Source organism: Micromonospora echinofusca (assembly GCF_017614955.1).
Classification (GTDB): domain Bacteria; phylum Actinomycetota; class Actinomycetes; order Mycobacteriales; family Micromonosporaceae; genus Micromonospora; species Micromonospora echinofusca_A.
On sequence record NZ_WVUH01000001.1, the window covers coordinates 42,614 to 63,504 of the forward strand.

The window sequence follows — 20,891 nt, forward strand, 5'->3', positions numbered from 1 at the left end:
GGCGTCACCTCTCCCGCGCGGAAGGCAGGCCGACCAGGCCGGCGATGATGTTGCGCTGGACCTCCGACGTGCCGCCGTAGATGGTCGAGGCGAGCGCATCGCGTACGTCCCGTTCGACAGGAAGATCGGCGACGTAGCCGCGGGCACCGTGCAGTTGCATGGCCGCGAGCGCCGTGTCGACGAGACTCTCGCTGGCGTAGAGCTTGAGCATGGCCGTCTCCAGCAGCGCCATCCGGCCCTCGCGTTTGAGCCAGCCGACCTTGTACAACAGCAACCGGGCCAGTTCCAGGCGTACCCGCATGTCGGCGATGGGGTGCGAGACAGCCTGGAAGTCGGCGATCGGACGACCGAACTGGTGCCGTCGCGCGGCGTACGCCACGGCGCCGTCGAGGATCCGCTCCATCGAGCCGACCTGGGCGGCGAACATGAACCCCCGCTCGAACTCCATCGCGGACGTGAAGATCTGGTAGCCGGCCCCCTCCGCTCCGAGCCGCTGGCGCACCGGGACCTCACACCGGTCGAAGCGGATCTCACCCATCGGCGTCGCTCGCAGACCCGCCTTGGGGATGTCGCGGACGACGGTGACCCCGGGGGTGGAGGCGGGGACGATGAAGGCTGACAGCCGCCCGTGTGGTGCAGCATCCGGATCGGTGCGCGCGAATACCACGAACAGGTCGGCAACCGGGCCGTTGCTGATGAAGCACTTGGTGCCGTCGAGGACGTAGCTGTCGCCCCTGCGGACCGCCGTGGTGGTGATCGACAACGCGTCCGAACCCACCGCAGGCTCGGTGAGCGCGTGCGCGCCCACGACCGAGCCGTCGATGAGCCCGGGCAGGAACTGCCGCTTCTGCTCGTCCGTGCCCTGCGTCGCGATGTAGATCGCGCATGCCCAGACGTGGTTGTTCACCGCGAAGACCAGCCCGTTGTCCGGGCAGCCGTAGGCCAGGGCCTCGAAGGCGATGATGGAGGTGAGGGGGTCGAAACCGGAGCCGCCGTACTCGGCGGGCAGCGCCCAGCCCAACACGCCGAAGCGGGCACAGGCGTCCCAGCCCGCCCGGTCGAAGCTTGCGTCACGGTCGTGGCCCGCCGCGTCCGCGCCGAGACTCGACCGGGCGAACTCGACGATCCTGCTTCGTAATCTCCGCTGGGTGGGGCTCAGCGCGAAATCCATCCGAATCTCCTCCGGGAGACGGCCCTGATCGACAGCGGGCGCGGCACCGACTTGTGGGACCCTCCAGGGGAGACCCGTCGGTGTGGCCGGTACGCACCCACACCAGCACGCCTCCTTCGAGGCCGCGCGGTGGAAAGGTCAGTCGCCCATGTGTCGGCGCAGGCTCAACGGCCGCATGTCCTGCCACACGTTCCTGATGTGATCCAGGCACTCGTCTCTCGTGCCGGATGCGCCATCCTCGCGCCACCCGTTCGGCGGTGTCCGGTGCACAGGCCACAGGGAGTACTGCTCCTCATCGTTGACCACGACCTTGAAGAGCTCAGACTCCTGCTGCGTCATGACGGGTCTCCTCCCTAGCTGCTCGCCATGCGAATGGCGTCCTCGTCAGTCAGCGCGCGCACGCTGGCGAGCACCAGTTCCTCCACGCGCAGCGCCGCCTGGTCCACCGTGGGACTTTCGAAGATCAGGCTCACGGGGATCTCGGTGCCGAACGCGCGGATCATGCGGGCGGTGGCGCGCACTGCAAGAAGCGAATGACCGCCCAGTACGAAGAAGTCGTCGGTCGCGCCCACCCGGCGTGCACCGAGCACATCGGCCCAGATCCGGGCGATCGCGTCCTCGGTGGGCGTTCTGGGCACGACGTACTCGACCGGCTCCGGCGCTGCCGGCGTCGGCAGCGCCTGCCGGTCGAGTTTGCCGCTGGGCAGCCGCGGCAGATGCTCGATCACGGCGATACTGGAGGGAATCGCATAGGCGGGTAGGCGCTGTGCGGCGTACTCCCGCAGCGTCGCTGCGGTCACCGTGGCATCCGCCGTGACCACGAAGCAGGCGATGCGCTTGTCGGTCGGGGTTGCCTGCCAGACCGTAGCCGCGATGTCCGCCACCCCAGGGCAGCCGCGCAGAACCGTCTCCACCTCGCCGAGCTCGATGCGGACGCCGCGGATCTTCACCTGGCGGTCCTGCCTGTCCAGGAAGTGCAGCAGACCGTCGCGACCGCGCCAACCGCGGTCGCCTGTGCGGTACAACCGTTCGCCCTGCCGGAAGGGATGTGGCCGGAACGCGTCCGCGGTCCGCCGTGGGTCGTGCAGGTAGCCCCGGGCGAGACCGACTCCACCGATGTAGAGGTCGCCGGGCTCGCCGTCAGCCACCGGGTCGAGGTTGCCGTCCAGTACCAGCACCTCGTTGCGGTCGATCGGGCGACCGAGGCTCACGGCGGCCGTTGTCGCCTCGCCGTCGGCAGGTCCGCAGACGTGGCAGGTCGAGTCGATCGACACCTCGGTGGCGCCCCACGTGTTGTCCAGACTGACCCGGGCGCCGAAGCACGCGAAGAACCGCGCCGCCAGCGCCGGGCGTAGGGCCTCGCCGCTCGACAGCACGCTGCGCAACGCCGACAACCGCGCGAGGTCCGCAGGGGTGAGCGTCTCCAGGAACAGCTCCAGCATGGCGGGCACGAAACTCAGGTGAACCGCCTGGTACTCCACGGCGGCCTCGATGATCGCGCGAGGATCGCGGTGCAGGCGCGGCGGCAGCATCGCGACCCGGCCACCGACGATCAGCGGCCAGAACAGCTCGACCGCAGAGTCGTCGAAGGTGAGAGTCGTCTTGTGCAGCACCGTCTCGCCAGGACGGAGACCATGGCGGTGTTGCATCCACGTCAATCGGTTCAGCCAGCCCTCATGGGTGCACGCGACGCCCTTCGGGCGGCCGGTCGAGCCTGACGTGTAGTAGACCGCGCACAGATTCGCGCCGTTCACCCGGGGCGGGGATCCAGCGGCGGCGGAGCTGTCCGGGTGGACCACGTCCAGTCCGGCGGCCCGCAGCTCGGCGATGCAGGTGTCGTCAGCGGCCAGGACGACGGCGGCGCGGGCGTCCTCGATGATCTGACGGGCACGCACCGGCGGGGTGCTGGTCTCCAGCGGCAGGTACGCGGCGCCGGCACGCATGATGCCGAGCAGTGCAGCGGCCAGCGTCACCGAACGGTCCAGCAGCACGGCGACGGTGTCGTCGACGCCCACCCCCCGGTCGGCGAGCGCGCCGGCGAGCGCCTCGGCACGGGCCATCAGGTCGCGGTAGGTCAGCGCCGAGGACCCGTCAACGACGGCCACGGCGTCGGGGGTCCGGGCGGCCTGCGCCGCGACGGCGTCGTGCAGCGTGGGCAGGGACTGCTGATCCATGCCGGTGACGATCGCCGGCTCACCTATCGACACCCTTTTGGACCTCCGCCGGGTGCACAGGCGTGCGGGCACGTGGGGCGGTCGGCGGAGATAGACCGACGATAGCGGCCAGAAAGCCACCCGCCCGCACTGTGAACCCATGCGAGCGGCGCCGAGTGATGAAACGTTGGACGGCTTGTTCCGGACTCAGGTCGCGGCCACACCATTGGCACCCGCCATCACCTTCCGCGGCCGTACCATGTCCTACCGCGAGCTCGACCTCAAGGTCGACCACCTGGCGGCCGTGTTGCGCGCGGAAGGAGTCGGTCCGGAGGTCCCCGTCGGGCTGTGCGCCGCACGGGGCGAGGCGATGATGGTGGGCCTGCTGGGCATCCTGCGGGCCGGCGGTGCCTACGTGCCGCTGGACCCGGACTACCCCGACGACCGGCTGGCCTACATGCTGACCGACACCGCAGCACCGCTCGTGCTGACCCACGACGGTCTGGCCGGGGCGTGGACCGGTGCCGTTCCGGTCCACGACCTCGACCGCCTCCCACCGGCCATACCGCTGACCGGGGCGGAGGCGACGCCCGACAACCTGGCCTACGTGATCTACACGTCCGGGTCGACGGGCCGCCCCAAGGGGGTGCTCGTGCCGCACCGATGTGTGGTCAACCGGCTGACGTGGGGCCAACGTACGCTGCCCATCGGGCCCGGGACCAGCGTGCTGCAGAAGACCCCGTTCAGCTTCGACGTGTCGGTGTGGGAGCTGTTCTGGCCGCTGGTGACCGGCGCCCGCCTGGTACTGGCCAAGCCCGGCGGCCACCGCGACCCGGCATACCTGACGGAACTCATCCGGGCCGAGAAGATCGACATCGTGCACTTCGTGCCGTCGATGTTGACCCAGTTTCTCGCCGAGCCGTCGGTTTCGACACTGACCTGCGTCCGCCATTTGATGTGCAGCGGCGAAAGACTTCCGGTCGAGGCGGCCAACCGGGTGGTCGAGTTGCTGGGCGCGCAGGTGCACAACCTCTACGGCCCCACCGAGGTCACCATCGAGATGTCGGAGCACCTCTGGCGGCCGGACCCGGAGGCGACCACGGTGCCGATCGGCAGCGCGATCGACAACGTCACGATGTACCTGCTCGACGCCGACTTCTGCCCGGTGCCGCAGGGAGCGCAGGGCGAGGTGTTCGTCGGGGGTCTGGCGGTCACCCGCGGGTACCACGGCCGGCCGGATCTCACCGCCGACCGCTATCTGCCCGACCCCTTCGCGGGCGACGGGACACGGATGTACCGCACCGGTGACCTGGCCCGTGAGCTACCGAACGGGGAGTACGACTTCGTCGGCCGGTCGGACCTCCAGGTGAAGGTCAACGGGTACCGCATCGAGCTGGGCGAGATAGCGGTGGCGCTGCGGGCCCATCCGTCCGTCACCGACGCGGCGGTGAAGTTGTACACCGACGGGGACCGCACCTCTCTGATCGCCTACTTCACGTCGGCCGGCCCCGTTCCGCAGCGCGAGGAGTTGCACGACCTGCTCGGACGGACGTTGCCGACGTACATGCTGCCTGCCCTGTACGTGCCGCTGACGGAGATGCCGCTGACCCGCAACGGCAAGACCGACCTGGATGCCCTGCCCGCGCCGCGGTTCACCCGCGCCGCCGTGGATACCGACTACACCGCTCCGCGGAACCACACGGAGCGGACGCTCGCCCGGGCCTGGTCGACCGTACTCGGCGTTGACGAGATCGGCGTCGACGACGACTTCTTCATCCTGGGCGGCGACTCGATCGCCGCCTTGAAGATCATCGTGCGGGCACGTGAGGCCGGGCTGCAGGTGACCTCCAGCCATATCCTCGGCAGCCGTACCATCCGCCGGCTCGCCCCGACCGCGACGCCGGTGGCCCGAAACACGGCGGTCGCCGACATCGCCGAGGACCCGGGCGTGGCCCGCCTGCGGGAGCTTCCGGGGATCGCCGACGCGTATCCGCTGACCCCGATGCAGGCGGGCATGGTGTTCCACCACCAGTTCTCTCCGGAATCCAGCGACTACCACCAGCAGGCGGTCTTCGAGGTGCCCGGTGCGGATGTGGACGCGCTTGCGACGGCGTTGCAGGACCTCGTCGACGCCCACCCGGTGCTGCGTACCCGCGTGCACCTCGACGACGTGACCGCCCCCGCCCAGGTCGTCCTCGACGACTTCCGTATCCCGGTACGCCGCCTCGACGGCCGGGACGCCGACCTGAGTCAGGTGCTCGTGGCCGACCGGGCGGAGCGGTTCGACCTCACTGCGCAACCACCACTGCGCGCCACGGTCATCGCGTACGACGACCGGATCGAGCTCGTCCTGAGTCACCACCACCTGCTCCTCGACGGATGGAGCCTGGAGACGCTGACCGACCAGCTCGGTAGGGCGTACGCCGCTCGGCTGGTGGGGGAACGTGTCGAACTGCCCGACCGGCCCTACCGGGGGTTCCAGCGGTGGCTGGCGACCCGGGACCGCCGGGCGGCCGACGGGTTCTGGCGTCACCATCTGGCCGGCCTCACCATGCCCACCCGGTTGGACCTGCACGAGAGGCCGACCCGGCCGGTCGAGGGGGACGACGGTGCGGTGGGGGAGCTGCATCTGGACATCGAGGGCGATCTGCTCACCGACGTGCGGGGTACGGCGCGGACGGCCGGACTGACGGTGAGTACCCTCGCGCACGGTGCCTGGTCGCTGCTGCTGTCCGTCTACACCGGGAGCCGCGAGGTGGTGTTCGGTTCCACCGTGGCCGGCCGGCCGGCGGAGCTGCCCGGGGTCGAGGACACCCTGGGCCTGTTCATCAACTCGCTGCCGGTACGCGTCGCTGTGCCACCGGAGCAGGCGTTCCGGCCATGGCTGCGTACCCTGCAGGACCGCCTTGCCGAGGTCAGGGAGTACGGCTACGCCGCCCTGACCGACATCGTCGCCGCGAGTGCCCTACCCGCCGGGACGCAACTCTTCGACACCATCGTCATCCCGCAGACCCCGGCACCCGTCGGGTCGCACGGAGTGCGGCTGCGCGAGGTGCACGAGCGCACCGGCTACCCGCTGATCCTCATGGTCGAGGAGAGCAGCGAGCGGATCCGCCTCAGTCTCCGTTACCAGCACAGGCGCCTGAGCGGGCCCACCGTACGACGGATCGCCGGCCACCTGCGGACACTGGTGACCGTGTTCGCGCAGGATCCGGACCGACGCCTGGGTGACCTGCGGGTGTTGGACGCCATCGAGTTCGACGCGATCGTGCACGGCTTCAACGCCGAAGCCGACCACGACCCGACGGACGGGGCAACCATCCACGCCCTGATCGAGCAGCAGGTCGCCCGGACTCCGGACGCCCTCGCCGCCACCTTCCGTGACGAGCGGCTGACCTTCCGGGACCTCAACGAGCGGGCCAACCGGTTGGCCCGGCACCTGCGCGGGCGCGGCGTCCGCCGGGAGACGCTCGTCGGAGTGGCGCTCGACCGCTCGTTGGACCTGCTCGTCACGCTGCTGGCGGTGTTGAAGGCGGGTGGGGCGTATGTGCCACTGGCAGCCGACAACCCGCCGGAGCGGCTCCGGGTGATCACCGAGGATGCCGGCCTGCGGCTTGTCGTGACCCGGGCGGACCTGGAGCGTGACCGGGACACCATCGACGCGCAGGACGGCGGTGACCTCGACCTGCCGTCCTGCCCTCACCAACTGGCGTACGTCATCTACACATCGGGTTCGTCGGGTCGGCCGAAGGGGGTGGCCTGCCACCATCAGGGCCTGGTCAACTACCTACGTTTCTGCGCCCGCCGGTACGCCTTCCGCCAGGGCGGTGGGGCTCCGGTCTTCTCCTCCTTCGGCTTCGACATGATCGTGCCGAACCTGTACACGCCGCTGCTGCTGGGTCAGCCAGTACACCTGCTGCCCGAAGGACTGGATCCGGCCGAGCTGGCGGCCGAGCTGGTCCGGCTGTCCCCGTTCAGCTTCATCAAGCTGACCCCCGGCCACCTGGAGCTGCTGACCCAGCAGCTGGCCCCGGCCGAAGCCGTCCGGTTGGCCGGGGTGCTGGCGGTCGGTGCGGACGCCTTCCCCGCACATGCGCTGGAGCGGTGGCACGCGCTGGCACCGGGTACGGATGTCATCAACGAGTACGGGCCGACCGAAGCATCGGTGGCCAACTCCGTCTACGATGCCGTCGCCCCGGTGTCGACCGACCTGCTGCCGATCGGCAAGCCGATCCCGGGCACCAGCATGTACGTGTTGGACGAGCAGCTCAACCCGGTACCGGTCGGGGTGTCGGGGGAGATATACATCGGTGGGGTGTGCCCGGCCCGGGGCTATCTGAATTTGCCGGAGCGGACCGCGGAGCGTTTCCTGCCCGACGAGTTCTCGCCCGTGCCAGGGGCGCGGATGTACCGCACCGGTGATCGCGGCTACTGGCTGCCGGACGGCAACCTCCAGTTCCAGCAGCGTGTCGACGACCAGGTGAAGATCCGCGGCTACCGGGTGGAGACCGGCGAGATCGAGCAGCACCTGGTGCGTCATCCCGGCGTCGACGCGGCGGTGGTCGTGGCCCGTCCGGACCAGCAGGGCCGTAAACACCTGGTGGCGTACGTCGTCGGCCCGGTCAGTGGGGCCGCGGAGCTGCGTGCCTTCCTGGCCCGGTCGTTGCCGGAGTACCTCGTACCGGCGATCTACCAGTCGATCCCCGCAGTACCGCTGGACGCCAACGGCAAGGTGGACCGACGGGCGCTGCCGGATCCGGAGTACGCCGATCGCCGGCAGGAGCGACCGTACGCCGCGCCCCGGGACGCGGTGGAGCGCACGCTGGCCGAGGTGTGGCAGCGCACGCTGAGGGTCGACCGGGTCGGCATCCACGACAACTACTTCGAGTTGGGCGGCGACTCGATCATGACGATCCAGATCATCGCGGCGGCCCGCGTCACCGGGCTGGTCGTGACCCCCAGGGACATCTTCCAGCACCCTACCGTCGCCCACCTGGCGACCGTCGCCCGGCCGTTGACCGCGAAGCCCGGCGGCAGGGGAGCCGAGGTGCACGACACGGGCGGGGAGATTCCGCTCACTCCGATCCAGACCTGGTTTCTCGACCATGATCTGGCGCACGCCCACCACTACAACCAGTCGATCCTGCTCGAAACGCCGGTGGACGACGTCGGGACGCTGGCGGGCGGATTGCGGGCGGTGGTCCAGCGGCATCCCGCGCTGCGGGCCAGGTTCATCCGGACGGCGAACGGCTGGCGGCAGCACATCGCCGGCCACGAGGACGCCGTGCTGCTGGAGACCGCTGCCGACCTCGACGAGGCGGGGATGGCACAAAAGGCCGATCGGATCCAGGGCAGCCTCGATCTCGCCGACGGTCCACTGCTGCGCGCCGTCCTGTTCACCGGCGCTGACCGGCCGTCCCGGCTGCTCATCGTCGTGCACCACCTGGCGGTGGACACGGTGTCGTGGCGATTCATCATCGAGGACCTGGCTGCCGCCTGCGCCGGCGCGCCGTTGCCGGCTCCTTCGGCCAACCCGGTCACGTGGGCACGCGCCCTGCACAGCCGCGCGACAGATCCGACCGTGGTCGAGCAGTGGAGCCTCTGGTGTCGTCCGGCCGGAACGCCGCTGCCAGCCGACCACGAGCTCGGTCCCGACGTGGTCGGGAGCGCGGCAGCGGTGCGGGTCGAACTGGACGAGCGCCGCACCGGCATGTTGTTGACCAGGGCACCGGCGGCCTTTCGGGTGCAGGTGGAGGACATCATGCTCACGGCACTGGCGTTGACTCTGCGGCAGTGGGCGGGCGGATTGGTGCCGGTCGACGTGGAACGCCACGGTCGCGACCATCCGATCGACGGGGTGGACCTTTCGCGCTCCGTGGGCTGGCACACCACCGTGGTCCCGTTCGCGCCGCAACTACCGCACGGTGACCTGGGCGGCGCGTTGCTCGCGGCCAAGAACCACCTGCGCGCCATGCCGACCGACGGCTTCGACCACGGGCTGCTGCGGCACCTCGGCACGGACGCGCGCCTGGCGCCACTGCGCCGGCAGGGTGACGCCGAGGTGGTGTTCAACTACCACGGCCGTTCCTCGCCGCCACAGGCCGGGCGATGGCGGGCCGTGGCGTCCGCGTTCGGTGCCGACCGTGCCCGCGACCAGCGGCGTACCCACCCGGTCGAGATCGAGGCCGAGGTACGCGACGGGCGGCTCCTGGTCGAGTGGACATACCCGACCTCCCGGCTGGCGGAGGCCAGCGTGCGCGACGTCGCCCAGCGGTTCGTGGACCGGGTCGTGGCATTGAGCGAGTACTGCGTGGCCAATCCGGGCGGCTACACGCCCTCGGACTTTCCGCTGGCGAACCTCACCGACGACGAATTGCGTGAGCTCACCGCTGACGCCCCGGCGGTGGAGGACATCTACCCCCTGACCCCGACGCAGGCGGGGATGCTGTTCCACAACCTGCTCCGACCGGGTGAAGGTGTCTACATCGACCAGCAGACGCTGCGGCTGGACGGGACAGTGGACCTGGCGCTGTTCGAACGGGCCTGGATCGAGGCGGCCGGACGGCACGCGATCCTGCGTACCACCGTGAGTTGGCAGACCACCGCAGAGCCGGTGCAGATCGTGTGGCGCCGCCCGGCCCTGCCGGTCTCCGTGTCCGACACGGCGCCCGTGGAGGTGCACGGCTTCGCCGACGGTGAGTTGCCGTGGCGGGTCGTGCTGGCACCGTCCGGCTCCTCGGCCGTGGCGGTGTTCACCTACCACCATCTGCTGCTGGACGGGTGGAGCGTGTCGCTGCTGCTGCGCGACGTGCTGACCGTGTACGAGGCGATGCTCGCCGGGCGCGTGCCGCAACTGGCGCCGGCGGTGGCCTTCAGCCGCTACGTCGGCTGGTTGGCGAGCCTGGACACGGCAGCGGCCGGCGAGTACTGGGCCGCACAGCTGCACGATGTGGTCACGCCGACCCCGCTGCCCTGCGCGCCGGCGGACGGCGGCACCGGCAGCGACTACGCCACGGTGGAACTCTCGGCCGAGCATTCGCACGCGGTGCACGACAGCGCCATGACACGTCAGCTCACCCTGGCGAGCATGGCCAACGCCGCGTGGTCCGTGGTACTGGCCGAGGCCACCGGCGGACACGACCTGGTCTTCGGCTGTACGGTCTCGGGCCGCTCCCCGCACCTGCCCGGGGTGGAGGCGATCGTCGGACCCACGTTGAACACCCTGCCGCTACGCGTCCGGGTGAGGCCCGGCGAACTTCTGTCCGGCCTGTGTGCCCGGGTGCAGGAGCAGTTGTTGCAGATGCGTGAGTACGAGTCGACCCCGCTGGTGAACATTCAGGCGCACAGCGGAATCCCCCGCGGAACACCGATGTTCGCCAGCATCGTGGTGGTCGAGACGCTGCCCGCCACGATCACGGCCGGGCCGGTGTCGCTGACCCTCGTCGACGGGGTGGAGAGCGCGGGGTATCCGCTCGTGCTCAACGTCGTCGACGGAGAGTGCATCCGGGTGGAGCTTCTCTACGAGCGGAATCGATGCGACAGCGCTTCCGTGGCCGGTCTGGCGCGGCGGTTCACCGAAGTCCTGACCGGCATGGCCGACGACGACTCGGCCGTGCCGGCCCTGCCGGAGGTGGCGCATGCGTGATCCCCGGTGTCGCCACCTGACGCTGCAGGCGTCGCGTCGGCTGCCCGACGGGCTCGTCACCCCTGGCGGCGTTGCGGGACGAGTCGACCGGGACGTCCTGCCCACCCTCCGCTGCCCGCACCCGCGGATGACGGACCCCTGCCCGGTGGAGGTCGTGTCATGACGGTCACCGCACTGCTACCGATCCGCCGGTGCATCGGCATACCGCTCATGCGGTTGTTCTGCCTGCCGCACGCCGGTGGGGCGGCTTCGGCCTATCTGCCGTGGGCGGATCTGCTACCCAGCACGGTCGAGCTGTGCGCCGTGCAGTTGCCCGGTCGGGGCGGGCGCAGTGGCGAACCCGCCAGGGGCCGCGCCGCAGAGCTGGCCGCCGAGATAGCCGAGGGCGTCGCCGCCGAGGCCGACCTGCCGTACGCCTTCTTCGGCCACAGCATGGGCGGCCTGCTGGCCTTCGAAGCAGCACAGCTGCTGGCCGGTCAGGGGGCGCCCGCGCCGATGGGCCTGATGGTGAGCAGCGCCCGCAGCCCGGATCGCTGGGACCGGCCGGGCCGGAGGTTCCACACCGGCAGCGACGCGGAACTGATCGGGATGCTGCGTGTGCAGGGAGCCACACCACCGGAGCTCTTCGAATTCCCCGATCTGCTGGAACTGGCGTTGCCGCCGCTGCGGGCCGACCTCGAAGTCTGTGAGACCTATGTCTTCGCCGAGCGTCCGCCGCTGACTGTGCCGATCGCGGTCTTCGGCGGCAGCGAGGATCCGGGGGTCACCGCCGCGGACCTTGCCGGTTGGCGGCGCCACAGCATCGCACCCGTCAGCGTCAGGATCTTCGGCGGCGACCATTTCTACCACACCGAGGCGCTGCCGCAGTTGCTCGACGTCGTCGTGTCCCACCTCGACAGCTGGGCCGGGTCCACCGGACCCGCTCCGACCCGGAGGTCGTCATGACTGATCTGCTGTCCGCGCCGGGCCCTCCGGCACCCGGATGGTTCGTCGCCGACCTGCACCGCCGACGCAGCCTGATCGCTGCGCTGGCCGCCGGGTCGGAGCTCGCCGACCTGTGGCCAGCTGCGGACGCGTGGGCACTGTCCCCGACGGGACGGGTCCTGGCCGGGGGACCGCTACCGGACGGGGACGCGGTCGCACTGGCCCGGAAGTACCTGCGCGCGCCGGCGCTGCCATGCCGGGTTCGCCTGGGCGGCAGCACGTTCCATCTGGCCGGCACCGGTACGCCCCGCACCGTCGCCCCCTTCGTGGCGAGCCGGGACGACACCGATCCCGTGCTTGTGGACCTGGTGACCCTCGATCGAGCCCGGTTGGACAGCGTCGCATCCCTGGAGCGTCGAACTGCCAGGAGCCTGGTGGACTCCATCGTCACCGGTACGGCCGACGTCGGCCCGGCGATGGTGGTCTGCGGACTCGACCCCGAGGCGGAACACGTCGTCCTGGTGTCGTCGGTCGACGCCGGAGTGCTCGCCGAGCTGGCCCCGGGGGCGGCCGTCGCGCAGGCGGACAGCGGATCCCTGGCGATCGCCGCAGCAGGTGTGTGGACCGGGTTGCGCCGCCGGGCGCAGCTCGTCGCGGAAGGACTGCCGGGGACGCGGGTAGTGGTGGCGGTCAGCGAGCCGGCCGTCACCGCCAACCTGACCGCCGCCCATCTCGCCGCGCGGTACACCTACACGCACGCCCAGGCGCGCAGCGACCGGATCACCGTACTCGCCAGCACCGAGGTGAGTAGCCACGACCTGCTGCTGGCGGCAGTACCGGCGCGCGCCCGGCAGAGCTACGCCGCCCGACTGCTCGACCCGGTCCACGGCTACGACGAGCAGCACGGCACCGACCTGCTGCACACCCTGAACACCTTCCTCGCCTGCGACGGCTCCTGGAACCGCACCGCCAAGCTGCTGCACCTACACGTCAACACGCTGCGCTACCGCATCGGGCGAATCGCCGCGCTGACCGGGCGGGATCTGGACCGCTTCGCCGACCGGGTCGACCTCTACCTGGCCCTACGGTTGCTGCCCGGCCACGCCGTCCACCGATGATCCGTACCCGTCGGGCCGCGGTGCGGACAAAGCAGCCGACGCAGCCCGGGCGGTCACCAACTGTCCGGCCGGCCGGTCCCCGCCCACCGGCCGGCCGGCCAACCAGGTCTGCCGGACCACGCCCCGCAGACGCCGCCCGGCGTACGGGGTGACGGGGTGCCGGTGCAGCAGATCCCCGGAATCCACCGTGAACCAGGCGTCGGCGTCGAAGGCGACCAGATCGGCGCGGGCGGAGACCCGGATGGCGCCACGATCGTGCAGGCCGACGAGGGCCGAGGTGTTGGCGCTCTGCCAGCGGACCACGTCAGGGAGCTGAGCACCACGTCGGGCTGCCTCGGTCCACACCGCGGGCAGGCTGAGCTGCACCGAGGCGATCCCGCCCCACGCCTGGTCGAAGCCACCGGCCTTGAGCTCCGGAGGAGAGGGCGAATGATCGGAGACGATGCACGAGATCACCCCGGCGCGAAGCCCACCCCAGAGCGCGTCCTGATCCGCCCACGAACGGATCGGTGGGCAGCACTTGAACTCGGTGGCTCCGTCGGAGACGTCGTCGGCCGTCAGGGTCAGGTAGTGCGGGCAGGTCTCACCCGTGACCGCGAGCCCTTCGTGCTGCGCGGCGGCGATCGCCTCGACGCCGGCCCCAGCCGACACGTGCAGGATGTGCATCCGGGCACCGGTCCGTCGGGACACCTCGGTCACCGCCGCGATGGCCGACGCCTCCGCAACCGGAGGCCGCGACGCCAGAAAGTCCCCGTACCTGCCCGAGACCGGGTCACGGAGCATGTCCGGGTCCTCGGCATGTACGAGGAACAGGGCACCCGGCACGGCCATCGCGGCGACCGTGAGTTCGTCGACGGTCACCGGCGGGAACTCCGGCACACCCGACTCGGTGAGGAATGCCTTGAAGCCGAAGACCCCCGCCGCCCGCAGCTCGGGCAGATCGGCAGCATTGCCCGGGACCACGCCGCCCCAGAAGCCGACATCGATGTGACAGACATCCCGTGCAGCGGCCTGCTTGGCGGCGAGCGCGGCAGCGTCGGTCGTCGGGGGAACACTGTTGAGGGGCATGTCCACGACGGTCGTCACACCGCCCGCCGCCGCGGCCCGGGTGGCACTGGCGAAACCCTCCCAGTGCGTACGACCGGGCTCGTTGACATGGACATGCGTGTCGACCATGCCGGGCAGCAACGCGGTATCGCCGAGGTCCAGGTCGGTCAGCGTGTCCAGCCGGGTGCCGTAGGGAACCACGACCGCGATCCGTCCGTCCTGTACCCCCACCGCCGCAGCGGCCTCACCGTTGGGCAGGACCGCCCGACGCGACCGGATGACCAGGTCCAGGGTCATCGCCCGGCCCCCCACACGACGTCGTGGGGGCGGATCGGCACCCGGCTCAGCTCGACTCCGGTCGCCGCGCGGACCGCAGCCACCACGGCCGGCGCCGACGAGATGGCCGGCGGCTCGCCGACGCCGCGTAACCCGTAGGGCGAGTGCGGATCGGCAAGCTCCAGCAGCTCCACCCGCATCTGCGGGACGTCCATGATGGTCGGGATGAGGTAGTCGGTGAACGACGGGTTGCGGATCCCGCCGTCGGTCACCTGGATCTCCTCCATCAGCGCCAGACCCAGGCCCTGAACGGTGCCGCCGTGGATCTGCCCGAGGATCGCCTGCGGATGTACCGCCCGACCGACGTCCTGGGCGGTGACGATTTCCACCACCCGGACCGTACCCAGTTCCACGTCCACCTCGACGGTGGCGCGATGCGCGGCGAACGCGAACTGGACATGCGCGTCGCCCTGACCGGTCTGCGGGTCGAGCCCCTTGGTGGGGCGGTGGTGCCACCGCACGGTCTCTTCGACCGCACCGGTACGCGCCAGCAGCCGGGGCAGTGCGGTCGGGTCGTAGGGCTCACCGGTGGTCGCCTCCACCTGACGGCGAACCGCCTGGCAGGCGGCCTGCACCGCGCCACCGGTCACATAGGTCTGCCGCGAGGCCGACGACGAACCGGCGCTACCGACCGCCGTGTCGGCCGGCGCCACCACCACATCCGGCACGCCCAGTTCGCTACGGGCGATCTGCCCCTGCACGGTGACCAGTCCCTGACCGACCTCGGCAGCGGCGGTGTGTACGGTCACCACCGGACGGCCGTCGCGCAGCTCCAGGCGAACCCGCGCGGTGGAGAAGTCGTCGAACCCCTCGGAGAAGCAGACGTTCTTGATGCCGACCCCGTACCCGACGCCGCGGACGACTCCCTCGCCGCGCGTGGTGTGCCCGCCGGAGGCGCCGAACGCGGTGGTACGGGGTGCGGCGGGCCGCTCGGCGACCATCCGCAGCAGCTCGGCGACGGGGGCGGGCCCCTCCACGACCTGTCCAGTCGGCATGAGATCGCCGGTCGTCATCGCGTTGCGCCGCCGCAGCTCGACGGGGTCCAGCCCACACGCGTGCGCCAGCCTGTCCATCTGTGACTCGTACCCGAAGCACGCCTGCACGGCACCGAAACCCCGCATCGCCCCGCACGGTGGGTTGTTGGTGTAGACGACGTAGGAGTCCATCCGTACGTTCGGCACCCGGTAAGGCCCCACACCCAACGTGGCCGCGTTCGCCGCGACGGCCATCGAGCTGGACGCATAGGCCCCGCCGTCGAGTACGATGCGTGCCCTGACGTAGACGAGGCGACCGTCACGGGTGGCGCCGTGCTCGTACCACAACCGGGCGGGGTGTCGGTGCACATGCCCCCGGAACGACTCCTCCCGGCGGTAGACCATCTTCACCGGTCTACCGGTGCGCAGCGCCAGCAGGCAGGCGTGGATCTGCATCGAGATGTCCTCACGCCCGCCGAACGCGCCGCCGACCCCGGCCAGGGTGAGCCGTACCCGCTCCGGCTCAAGACCGAGGCAACTGGCAATCTGATCCCGGTCCACGTGCAGCCACTGCGTCGCCACATGCAGGTCGACGCCGCCATCGTCGGCCGGGTAGGCGACACCGGACTCGGGCCCGAGGAAGGCTTGGTCCTGCATGCCGACCTCGTACTCGCCGGTGACCACGACCGGCGCCTCCACGTTCGGGTCGCCGCGCCGGACGGGCACATGGCGCAGCAGGTTCGGCCGGCCCGCGTGGACCGCCTCGCCCTCGCCCCGGGCAGCCGCTTCAGCGTCCACGATCGGGGTGAGGGGGGCGTACGTCACGAGCACGGCCTCGGCGGCGCGGCGAGCCAGGTCCGGGTCGTCGGCCGCCACGACGGCGACCGGTTCGCCCTCGTAGCGCACCTCCGTCGCCGCCAGCACCGGTTGGTCGCGCAGCTCCAGCCCATAGCAGGGCGCGCCCGGCACGTCCAGGTGGGTCAGCGCGGCCCGGACACCCTCCAGCGCCAATGCGCCGCTGACGTCGATGCCGACGATGCGGGCCCGGGGATGCGGGCTGCGCACCGTGGCGCCCCAGAGCATCCCGGGCATGCTCAGGTCGGATGAGAACGCGAAGGTCCCGGTCACCTTGGCCCAGCCGTCTGGCCGGCGTGGGCTGCTGCCCATGCTGCCGCTCGTCACGCCAGCCTCCGGCTCGTCCGGAGCAGACCGGCGACCAGTTCGTCGACGTCCGCGGTGGCGAGCAGGCCGTGCTCGACCACCGGCCGACCCGCGACGAGCAGCAGGCGCACCGGGGCCGACGGCCCCAGCACCAGGGCCGCCACCGGGTCGGTGATCCCGGCGTGCCCGAGACCGGTCAGGTCCCAGAAGGTCACGTCGGCGAGCTTGTCCGGCTCCAGTGAGCCGATCTCCGCCGCACGGCCGAGGCACCGCGCACCGCCGATGGTCGCCAGCGCCAGCACGTCGTCGACGTTCAACGCCTGAGGGCCGCCGACGGCCCGCGCCATGAGCAGCGCCTGGCGCAGCTCTGCGCCAAGTCGTCCGGCCTCCTGTGACGCCGGTCCGTCCACGCCCAGCCCCACCGGGACGCCGGCCCGCAGCAACTCTGCCACCGGGGCGACGCCCGCGCCGAGGCGCGCGTTCGAACTGGGACAGTGCGCGACGGCGGTGCCGGTCAGCGCCACCCGTGCGATGGCGGTGGGCGGCAGATGGGTGGCGTGTGCCAGCCAGACGTCATCGCCGAGCCAGCCCAGCTTCTCGGCGTACGCCACGGGGTCACAGCCGAAGCGTTCGAAGCAGTACCGTTCCTCCTCAAGCGTCTCGGCGAGGTGGGTGTGCAGGCGAACGCCCCGGTCCCGGGCGAGCGCCGCGCTCTCGCGCATCAGCTCCTCGGAGACCGAGAACGGCGAGCAGGGCGCGACGGCGACGCGGAGCATCGAATCCGGCGTGCCGTCGTGGAAGGTGTCGATTGCCTCGGCGGTGGCCGCGAGCGCGCGGTCGGTGGATTCGACGACCGCGTCCGGTGGGAGGCCGCCCCTCGACGCGCCGAGGTCCATCGAGCCACGGCACGGGTGGAACCGTAGCCCGATCTCGCCGGCCGCCCGTACCTGCTCGGCGAACAGGTCACCCGCGCCGGCCGGGTGCACGTACAGATGGTCGGTGCTGGTGGTGCAGCCGGACAGGGCCAGCCAGGCGAGGCCGGCGCGGGTTGTCGCCCGCACCACGGCCGCGTCCAACCGCGCCCAGCGCGGATAGAGCGCGGTCAGCCAGCCGAACAGGTTGTCGTCCTGTGCCAGTCCGCGCGTCGCCCACTGGTACAGGTGGTGATGGGTGTTCACCAGGCCGGGCGTGGCCAGGCAGCCCGGGAGGCTGACGACGCGGTCAGCGTTGCCCGGGTAACGCCCCGGACCGACCGCGACGACGCGCCCCTCGTCGACGACGACGTGGCCGTCCGCGTACCGGCTGTGGTTCGGGTCGACCGTGGCGACCGCGCAATCCTGGTAGGTCGTCCTCATCGGGAACCGCCCTCGGCCACCATCCGAACCGCCTCGATGATCTTCTCGTAGCCGGTGCAGCGGCACAGGTTGCCCGACAGCGCCTCGCGGATCTGCCGGTCGTCCGGCTGCGGACACCGGGCCAGCAGGGCGTGCGCGCTGACCAGCAGCCCGGGGGTGCAGAAGCCGCACTGCACGGCGCCGCACGTCAGGAACGCCTCCTGGAGGGAGGACGACCGCCCCCCGCCGATGCCCTCGACCGTGACGACCTCCCGGCCCTCGGCCTGGCCGGCGGCCACCAGACACGCACACACTGTCTCGCCGTCCAGGTACACCGTGCACGAACCACACTCGCCCTGCTCGCAGGCGTTCTTCGCGCCCGGCAGGTGCAGATGCTCGCGCAGCAGGTCGAGCAGGCTCTCCGTCGGGCGAACCCCCTCAGCGGAGTGGACGCGGCCGTTGACGGTGGCGGTCACCCGCATGGCACCGCTCCGCGTAGATCGTCCCACGCCCAGATCAACGCCCTGCGGGCGATCACGGCCAGCGCGTGCCGGCGGTACTGCGCGGTGCCACGCACGTCGTCGATGGGGTCGGCGGCCTTCGCCACCAGGTCGCCGAAGTACCCGGCGACTGCCGGGTCGAGGTGGCCCAAGCTGTCCCAGGGCAACACCTCGGCGGCGAAGTCCTGGGCCTCGACCGCCGCGCGGGGCGTTGGCGCGGCCGCGCCGATGCCGGTGCCGACCGAACGTCGGTCGGGAAACAGGGCAACGGCGAAGGAGCAGACCGCGATGATCATCGCGGCGCGGACACCGACCTTACTGAAGTGCTGTGGTCCGGTCGCTGCCGGGAACAGAACGGCGGCGATCAGCTCGTCCGGGGCCAGCTGCGTACGTTTCGGCCCGGTGACGAAGTCGGCGAGGGCGACCGTGCGTGCCCCGCCCACCGAGTGCAGCTCGACGGCGGCACCACAGGCCAGCAACGTTGGCAGCGTGTCGCCGGCCGGGCTGGCGGTGGCGATGTTGCCACCCAGTGTCGCCCGGTTGCGGATCTGTGGCGAACCGACCGTCGATGCGGCCTGCGCCAGGGCCGGGGCTGACTCGGCGAGCTGCGCCACGATTGCCGTGTGGGTGATCCCGGCGCCGGCCCGTACGGTGCCGCCGTCCGTGTCCCAGCCGGACACCTCGGCGATACGGGACAGGTCGAGCAGGCGGTCAGGTCGACGGCGACCGGAGTTCAACTCCACCATGGCGTCGGTGCCACCTGCGATCGGAACGGCCTGTGGATGTTCGGCCCGGACGGCCAGCGCATCGGCCCACCGGGTGGGGGAGTGGAAGGTCACCGGCTCACCGTGCCCTCGATGAGACCGTACGGGCGGTCGGCCGCGTAGTAGACCACGTCGGGGTTGTCCATTCCGAACGGGGTCAGATCCACCAGGAAGTGGTGCTTGTTCGGCAGGCTGAGGTGGATCTCCGTCAGCTCCGGGCAGGCATCCAGTGCCGCCTCGCCCATGGCGTACAGGGTCTGCTGGAGCGAGCGGGAGTACGTGCCGGCGAACGCCTGCACCAGGGCCTGGTGGGCGAGGTCGAAGACCTTGTCCCAGTCGACGCCCTCGATCCGGCCGAAGCGCCAGCGCGCGTCGACGGAGGTGGCCAACACCCGATCGGCGGCCGGCGGGAGGGTGGTGAAACGGTCGCGGGCGAAGCCCTGGAACTCCGAATCGGTCGACTTCAACAGCGTCAACCCCGTCAGCCCACCGGTCACCTCGGCCTGCGGTCCGTCGACCCGGACGGTCGCGATCCGGGTCAGCTCCCCGCCACGGCGAAAGGATATGTCGTCCACGGGGTGCCACATCGTCTGCTCGATGGCGACGGTTGCGCGATGAATCGAATGCTGGGTGTCCACGAAATGGCGGGCGAGTTCCAACCCGAACGCCTCGATGGAGTCGATGCCCCTGCGGGCGAAACCGTAGACCGTGTTCTTCTGCGAGTCCGTGGGCAGTACACCGGTGTTGTCACCGTCGAGGTGCACCTTGTCCAGACTGCCGGCCAGACTGGTGCTGACCGTCAGGTCCTGGATCCGATGCGCCCGTGCCCGTCGGTCGATCCGAACGAGGCGGCACTCGGACTTGCCGTAACTGTTGGCTCCGATTCTCATCAGCACCCCCGGTAGGTCGTGTAGCCGAACTCGCTGATCAGCAGCGGGATGTGCGTCCGCCGGTCGGCGCCGGTGACGTCGAACTCCACGGCGACGCAGGGGAAGAACGTGCCGGCGCCCCGGTGGGCGCTGATGTCGAACGTCAACCGGTGCCGGCCGGCGTACCAGTCGACGAGGTGCTCCCAACGACCGTCGGAGTCGGTGACGCCCGCGGCGAGAGCCGTCCAACCGCGCCCGTCCAGACGATGCAGGCTCACCGGAAGCCCGGCGACCGGCTCACCCACGGAGGTGTCCAGGACATGCGTGGACAGGTTCATGACGCGCCCAGCCGGGACAGCCGCAAACGGGTGATCGCCGCCAGTTCGGTGCGGACCACCGCCCGCTCGGTGTCGACGTCGTTGCCGAGGCGCCGATGGGCGGCCGCGATGATCTGGTCCGCCGTCATACCGTCCGCGCAGACCAGGAAGACGTGCCCGAACCGGCCCTCGTACGCCCGGTTCGCAGCGGCGAGCCGCTCGGCGACGGTCAGGTCGGAGCGGGACACACCCGCCTGCTCCCGCCGGGACCAGGCGGCCTCCCGGGACGTGCCGTCGAGCCGGTCGCCGATACGCGGATGGGTGCTCAACGCCTGCTCGACCTCGACCCAGCTCAGGTCGGCGAAAGCGGCGTCGACGGCGGCGAGCAGCGCCTCCTGATCCCGGTACGGCGAGCCGTCGGCCACCATGCGCGCCCAGCGGGGTGCTGCGCAACAGGCCAGAAGCTCCTCCATCTGCATGACCGTCAGTCAACCGGCGGATCGGGGCGGCCGGAACGGTGCAATCGTCAGAGCCGAGAGGGCGTCGTCCGGCTGTCCCCTGGATGATCTGCCAAGTGC

The 20,891-nt window shown here is 70.9% G+C and carries 14 protein-coding genes; 3 read left to right on the top strand and 11 right to left on the bottom strand.

Annotation, left to right across the window (positions count from 1 at the left end; genetic code table 11):
• Positions 1–4: 4 nt before the first annotated feature.
• From GSF22_RS00145 to GSF22_RS00155, 3 genes are all read right to left on the bottom strand, one after another.
• The gene (locus tag GSF22_RS00145; RefSeq protein WP_208810511.1) at positions 5–1,171 is read right to left on the bottom strand and encodes an acyl-CoA dehydrogenase family protein; all 1,167 of its coding nucleotides are present in this window, start codon (positions 1,169–1,171) and stop codon (positions 5–7) included.
• A 138-nt stretch (positions 1,172–1,309) separates the two neighbouring features.
• Complete coding sequence (locus tag GSF22_RS00150) at positions 1,310–1,510, bottom strand: MbtH family protein (RefSeq protein ID WP_208810512.1); 201 nt, start codon at positions 1,508–1,510, stop codon at positions 1,310–1,312.
• 14 nt (positions 1,511–1,524) lie between these two features.
• On the bottom strand, positions 1,525–3,378 hold the full coding sequence (locus GSF22_RS00155; RefSeq protein ID WP_307803653.1) for a non-ribosomal peptide synthetase: 1,854 nt from the start codon (positions 3,376–3,378) through the stop codon (positions 1,525–1,527).
• 106 nt (positions 3,379–3,484) lie between these two features.
• On the opposite strand from GSF22_RS00155, the gene GSF22_RS00160 reads away from it, so the two are divergent.
• The 3 genes from GSF22_RS00160 (at position 3,485) to GSF22_RS00170 (ending at position 13,011) form a co-directional block, all read left to right on the top strand.
• Positions 3,485–10,969, top strand: a complete 7,485-nt coding sequence (locus tag GSF22_RS00160; protein ID WP_280116724.1) for a non-ribosomal peptide synthetase — start codon at positions 3,485–3,487, stop codon at positions 10,967–10,969.
• Positions 10,970–11,128: 159 nt separating this feature from the next.
• On the top strand, positions 11,129–11,914 hold the full coding sequence (locus GSF22_RS00165; protein WP_208810514.1) for a thioesterase II family protein: 786 nt from the start codon (positions 11,129–11,131) through the stop codon (positions 11,912–11,914).
• Complete coding sequence (locus GSF22_RS00170) at positions 11,911–13,011, top strand: PucR family transcriptional regulator (RefSeq protein ID WP_208810515.1); 1,101 nt, start codon at positions 11,911–11,913, stop codon at positions 13,009–13,011. The genes GSF22_RS00165 and GSF22_RS00170 overlap by 4 nt, the downstream gene beginning before the upstream one ends.
• On the opposite strand, the gene allB is transcribed toward GSF22_RS00170, so the two are convergent.
• From allB to uraD, 8 genes are read right to left on the bottom strand one after another with little or no spacing between them, the layout of a single operon-like run.
• A complete protein-coding gene (allB, locus tag GSF22_RS00175) occupies positions 12,976–14,355 on the bottom strand; it encodes an allantoinase AllB (protein ID WP_208810516.1) in 1,380 nt (459 codons plus the stop codon). The genes GSF22_RS00170 and allB overlap by 36 nt on opposite strands.
• Complete coding sequence (locus GSF22_RS00180) at positions 14,352–16,550, bottom strand: molybdopterin cofactor-binding domain-containing protein (RefSeq protein ID WP_307803654.1); 2,199 nt, start codon at positions 16,548–16,550, stop codon at positions 14,352–14,354. The genes allB and GSF22_RS00180 overlap by 4 nt, the downstream gene beginning before the upstream one ends.
• Entirely contained in the window at positions 16,547–17,884 is a 1,338-nt protein-coding gene (locus GSF22_RS00185; RefSeq protein ID WP_208810517.1) for an 8-oxoguanine deaminase, read from the bottom strand. The genes GSF22_RS00180 and GSF22_RS00185 overlap by 4 nt, the downstream gene beginning before the upstream one ends.
• Entirely contained in the window at positions 17,881–18,345 is a 465-nt protein-coding gene (locus GSF22_RS00190; RefSeq protein WP_208810518.1) for a (2Fe-2S)-binding protein, read from the bottom strand. The genes GSF22_RS00185 and GSF22_RS00190 overlap by 4 nt, the downstream gene beginning before the upstream one ends.
• Positions 18,336–19,202 (bottom strand): FAD binding domain-containing protein, encoded by an 867-nt coding sequence (locus tag GSF22_RS00195; protein ID WP_208810519.1) that lies wholly within the window; start codon positions 19,200–19,202, stop codon positions 18,336–18,338. The genes GSF22_RS00190 and GSF22_RS00195 overlap by 10 nt, the downstream gene beginning before the upstream one ends.
• The gene (pucL, locus tag GSF22_RS00200; RefSeq protein WP_208810520.1) at positions 19,199–20,017 is read right to left on the bottom strand and encodes a factor-independent urate hydroxylase; all 819 of its coding nucleotides are present in this window, start codon (positions 20,015–20,017) and stop codon (positions 19,199–19,201) included. Before pucL ends, GSF22_RS00195 begins: the two co-directional genes overlap by 4 nt.
• Positions 20,017–20,334, bottom strand: coding sequence for a hydroxyisourate hydrolase (gene uraH, locus GSF22_RS00205; RefSeq protein ID WP_208810521.1), 318 nt, complete (start codon positions 20,332–20,334; stop codon positions 20,017–20,019). The genes pucL and uraH overlap by 1 nt, the downstream gene beginning before the upstream one ends.
• Complete coding sequence (gene uraD, locus GSF22_RS00210; RefSeq protein WP_244365608.1) at positions 20,331–20,786, bottom strand: 2-oxo-4-hydroxy-4-carboxy-5-ureidoimidazoline decarboxylase; 456 nt, start codon at positions 20,784–20,786, stop codon at positions 20,331–20,333. Before uraD ends, uraH begins: the two co-directional genes overlap by 4 nt.
• Between the last annotated feature and the right edge of the window lie 105 nt (positions 20,787–20,891).

What these genes read in the sequence shown, in the direction of transcription:
- allB (WP_208810516.1), bottom strand. Translation starts at nt 14,355, where the DNA reads ATGACCCTGGACCTGGTCATCCGGTCGCGTCGGGCGGTCCTGCCCAAC.
- GSF22_RS00190 (WP_208810518.1), bottom strand. Translation starts at nt 18,345, where the DNA reads ATGCGGGTGACCGCCACCGTCAACGGCCGCGTCCACTCCGCTGAGGGG.
- GSF22_RS00170 (WP_208810515.1), top strand. Translation starts at nt 11,911, where the DNA reads ATGACTGATCTGCTGTCCGCGCCGGGCCCTCCGGCACCCGGATGGTTC.
- GSF22_RS00165 (WP_208810514.1), top strand. Translation starts at nt 11,129, where the DNA reads ATGACGGTCACCGCACTGCTACCGATCCGCCGGTGCATCGGCATACCG.
- GSF22_RS00160 (WP_280116724.1), top strand. Translation starts at nt 3,485, where the DNA reads ATGCGAGCGGCGCCGAGTGATGAAACGTTGGACGGCTTGTTCCGGACT.
- uraH (WP_208810521.1), bottom strand. Translation starts at nt 20,334, where the DNA reads ATGAACCTGTCCACGCATGTCCTGGACACCTCCGTGGGTGAGCCGGTC.
- pucL (WP_208810520.1), bottom strand. Translation starts at nt 20,017, where the DNA reads ATGAGAATCGGAGCCAACAGTTACGGCAAGTCCGAGTGCCGCCTCGTT.
- GSF22_RS00150 (WP_208810512.1), bottom strand. Translation starts at nt 1,510, where the DNA reads ATGACGCAGCAGGAGTCTGAGCTCTTCAAGGTCGTGGTCAACGATGAG.
- GSF22_RS00145 (WP_208810511.1), bottom strand. Translation starts at nt 1,171, where the DNA reads ATGGATTTCGCGCTGAGCCCCACCCAGCGGAGATTACGAAGCAGGATC.
- GSF22_RS00185 (WP_208810517.1), bottom strand. Translation starts at nt 17,884, where the DNA reads ATGAGGACGACCTACCAGGATTGCGCGGTCGCCACGGTCGACCCGAAC.
- uraD (WP_244365608.1), bottom strand. Translation starts at nt 20,786, where the DNA reads ATGGAGGAGCTTCTGGCCTGTTGCGCAGCACCCCGCTGGGCGCGCATG.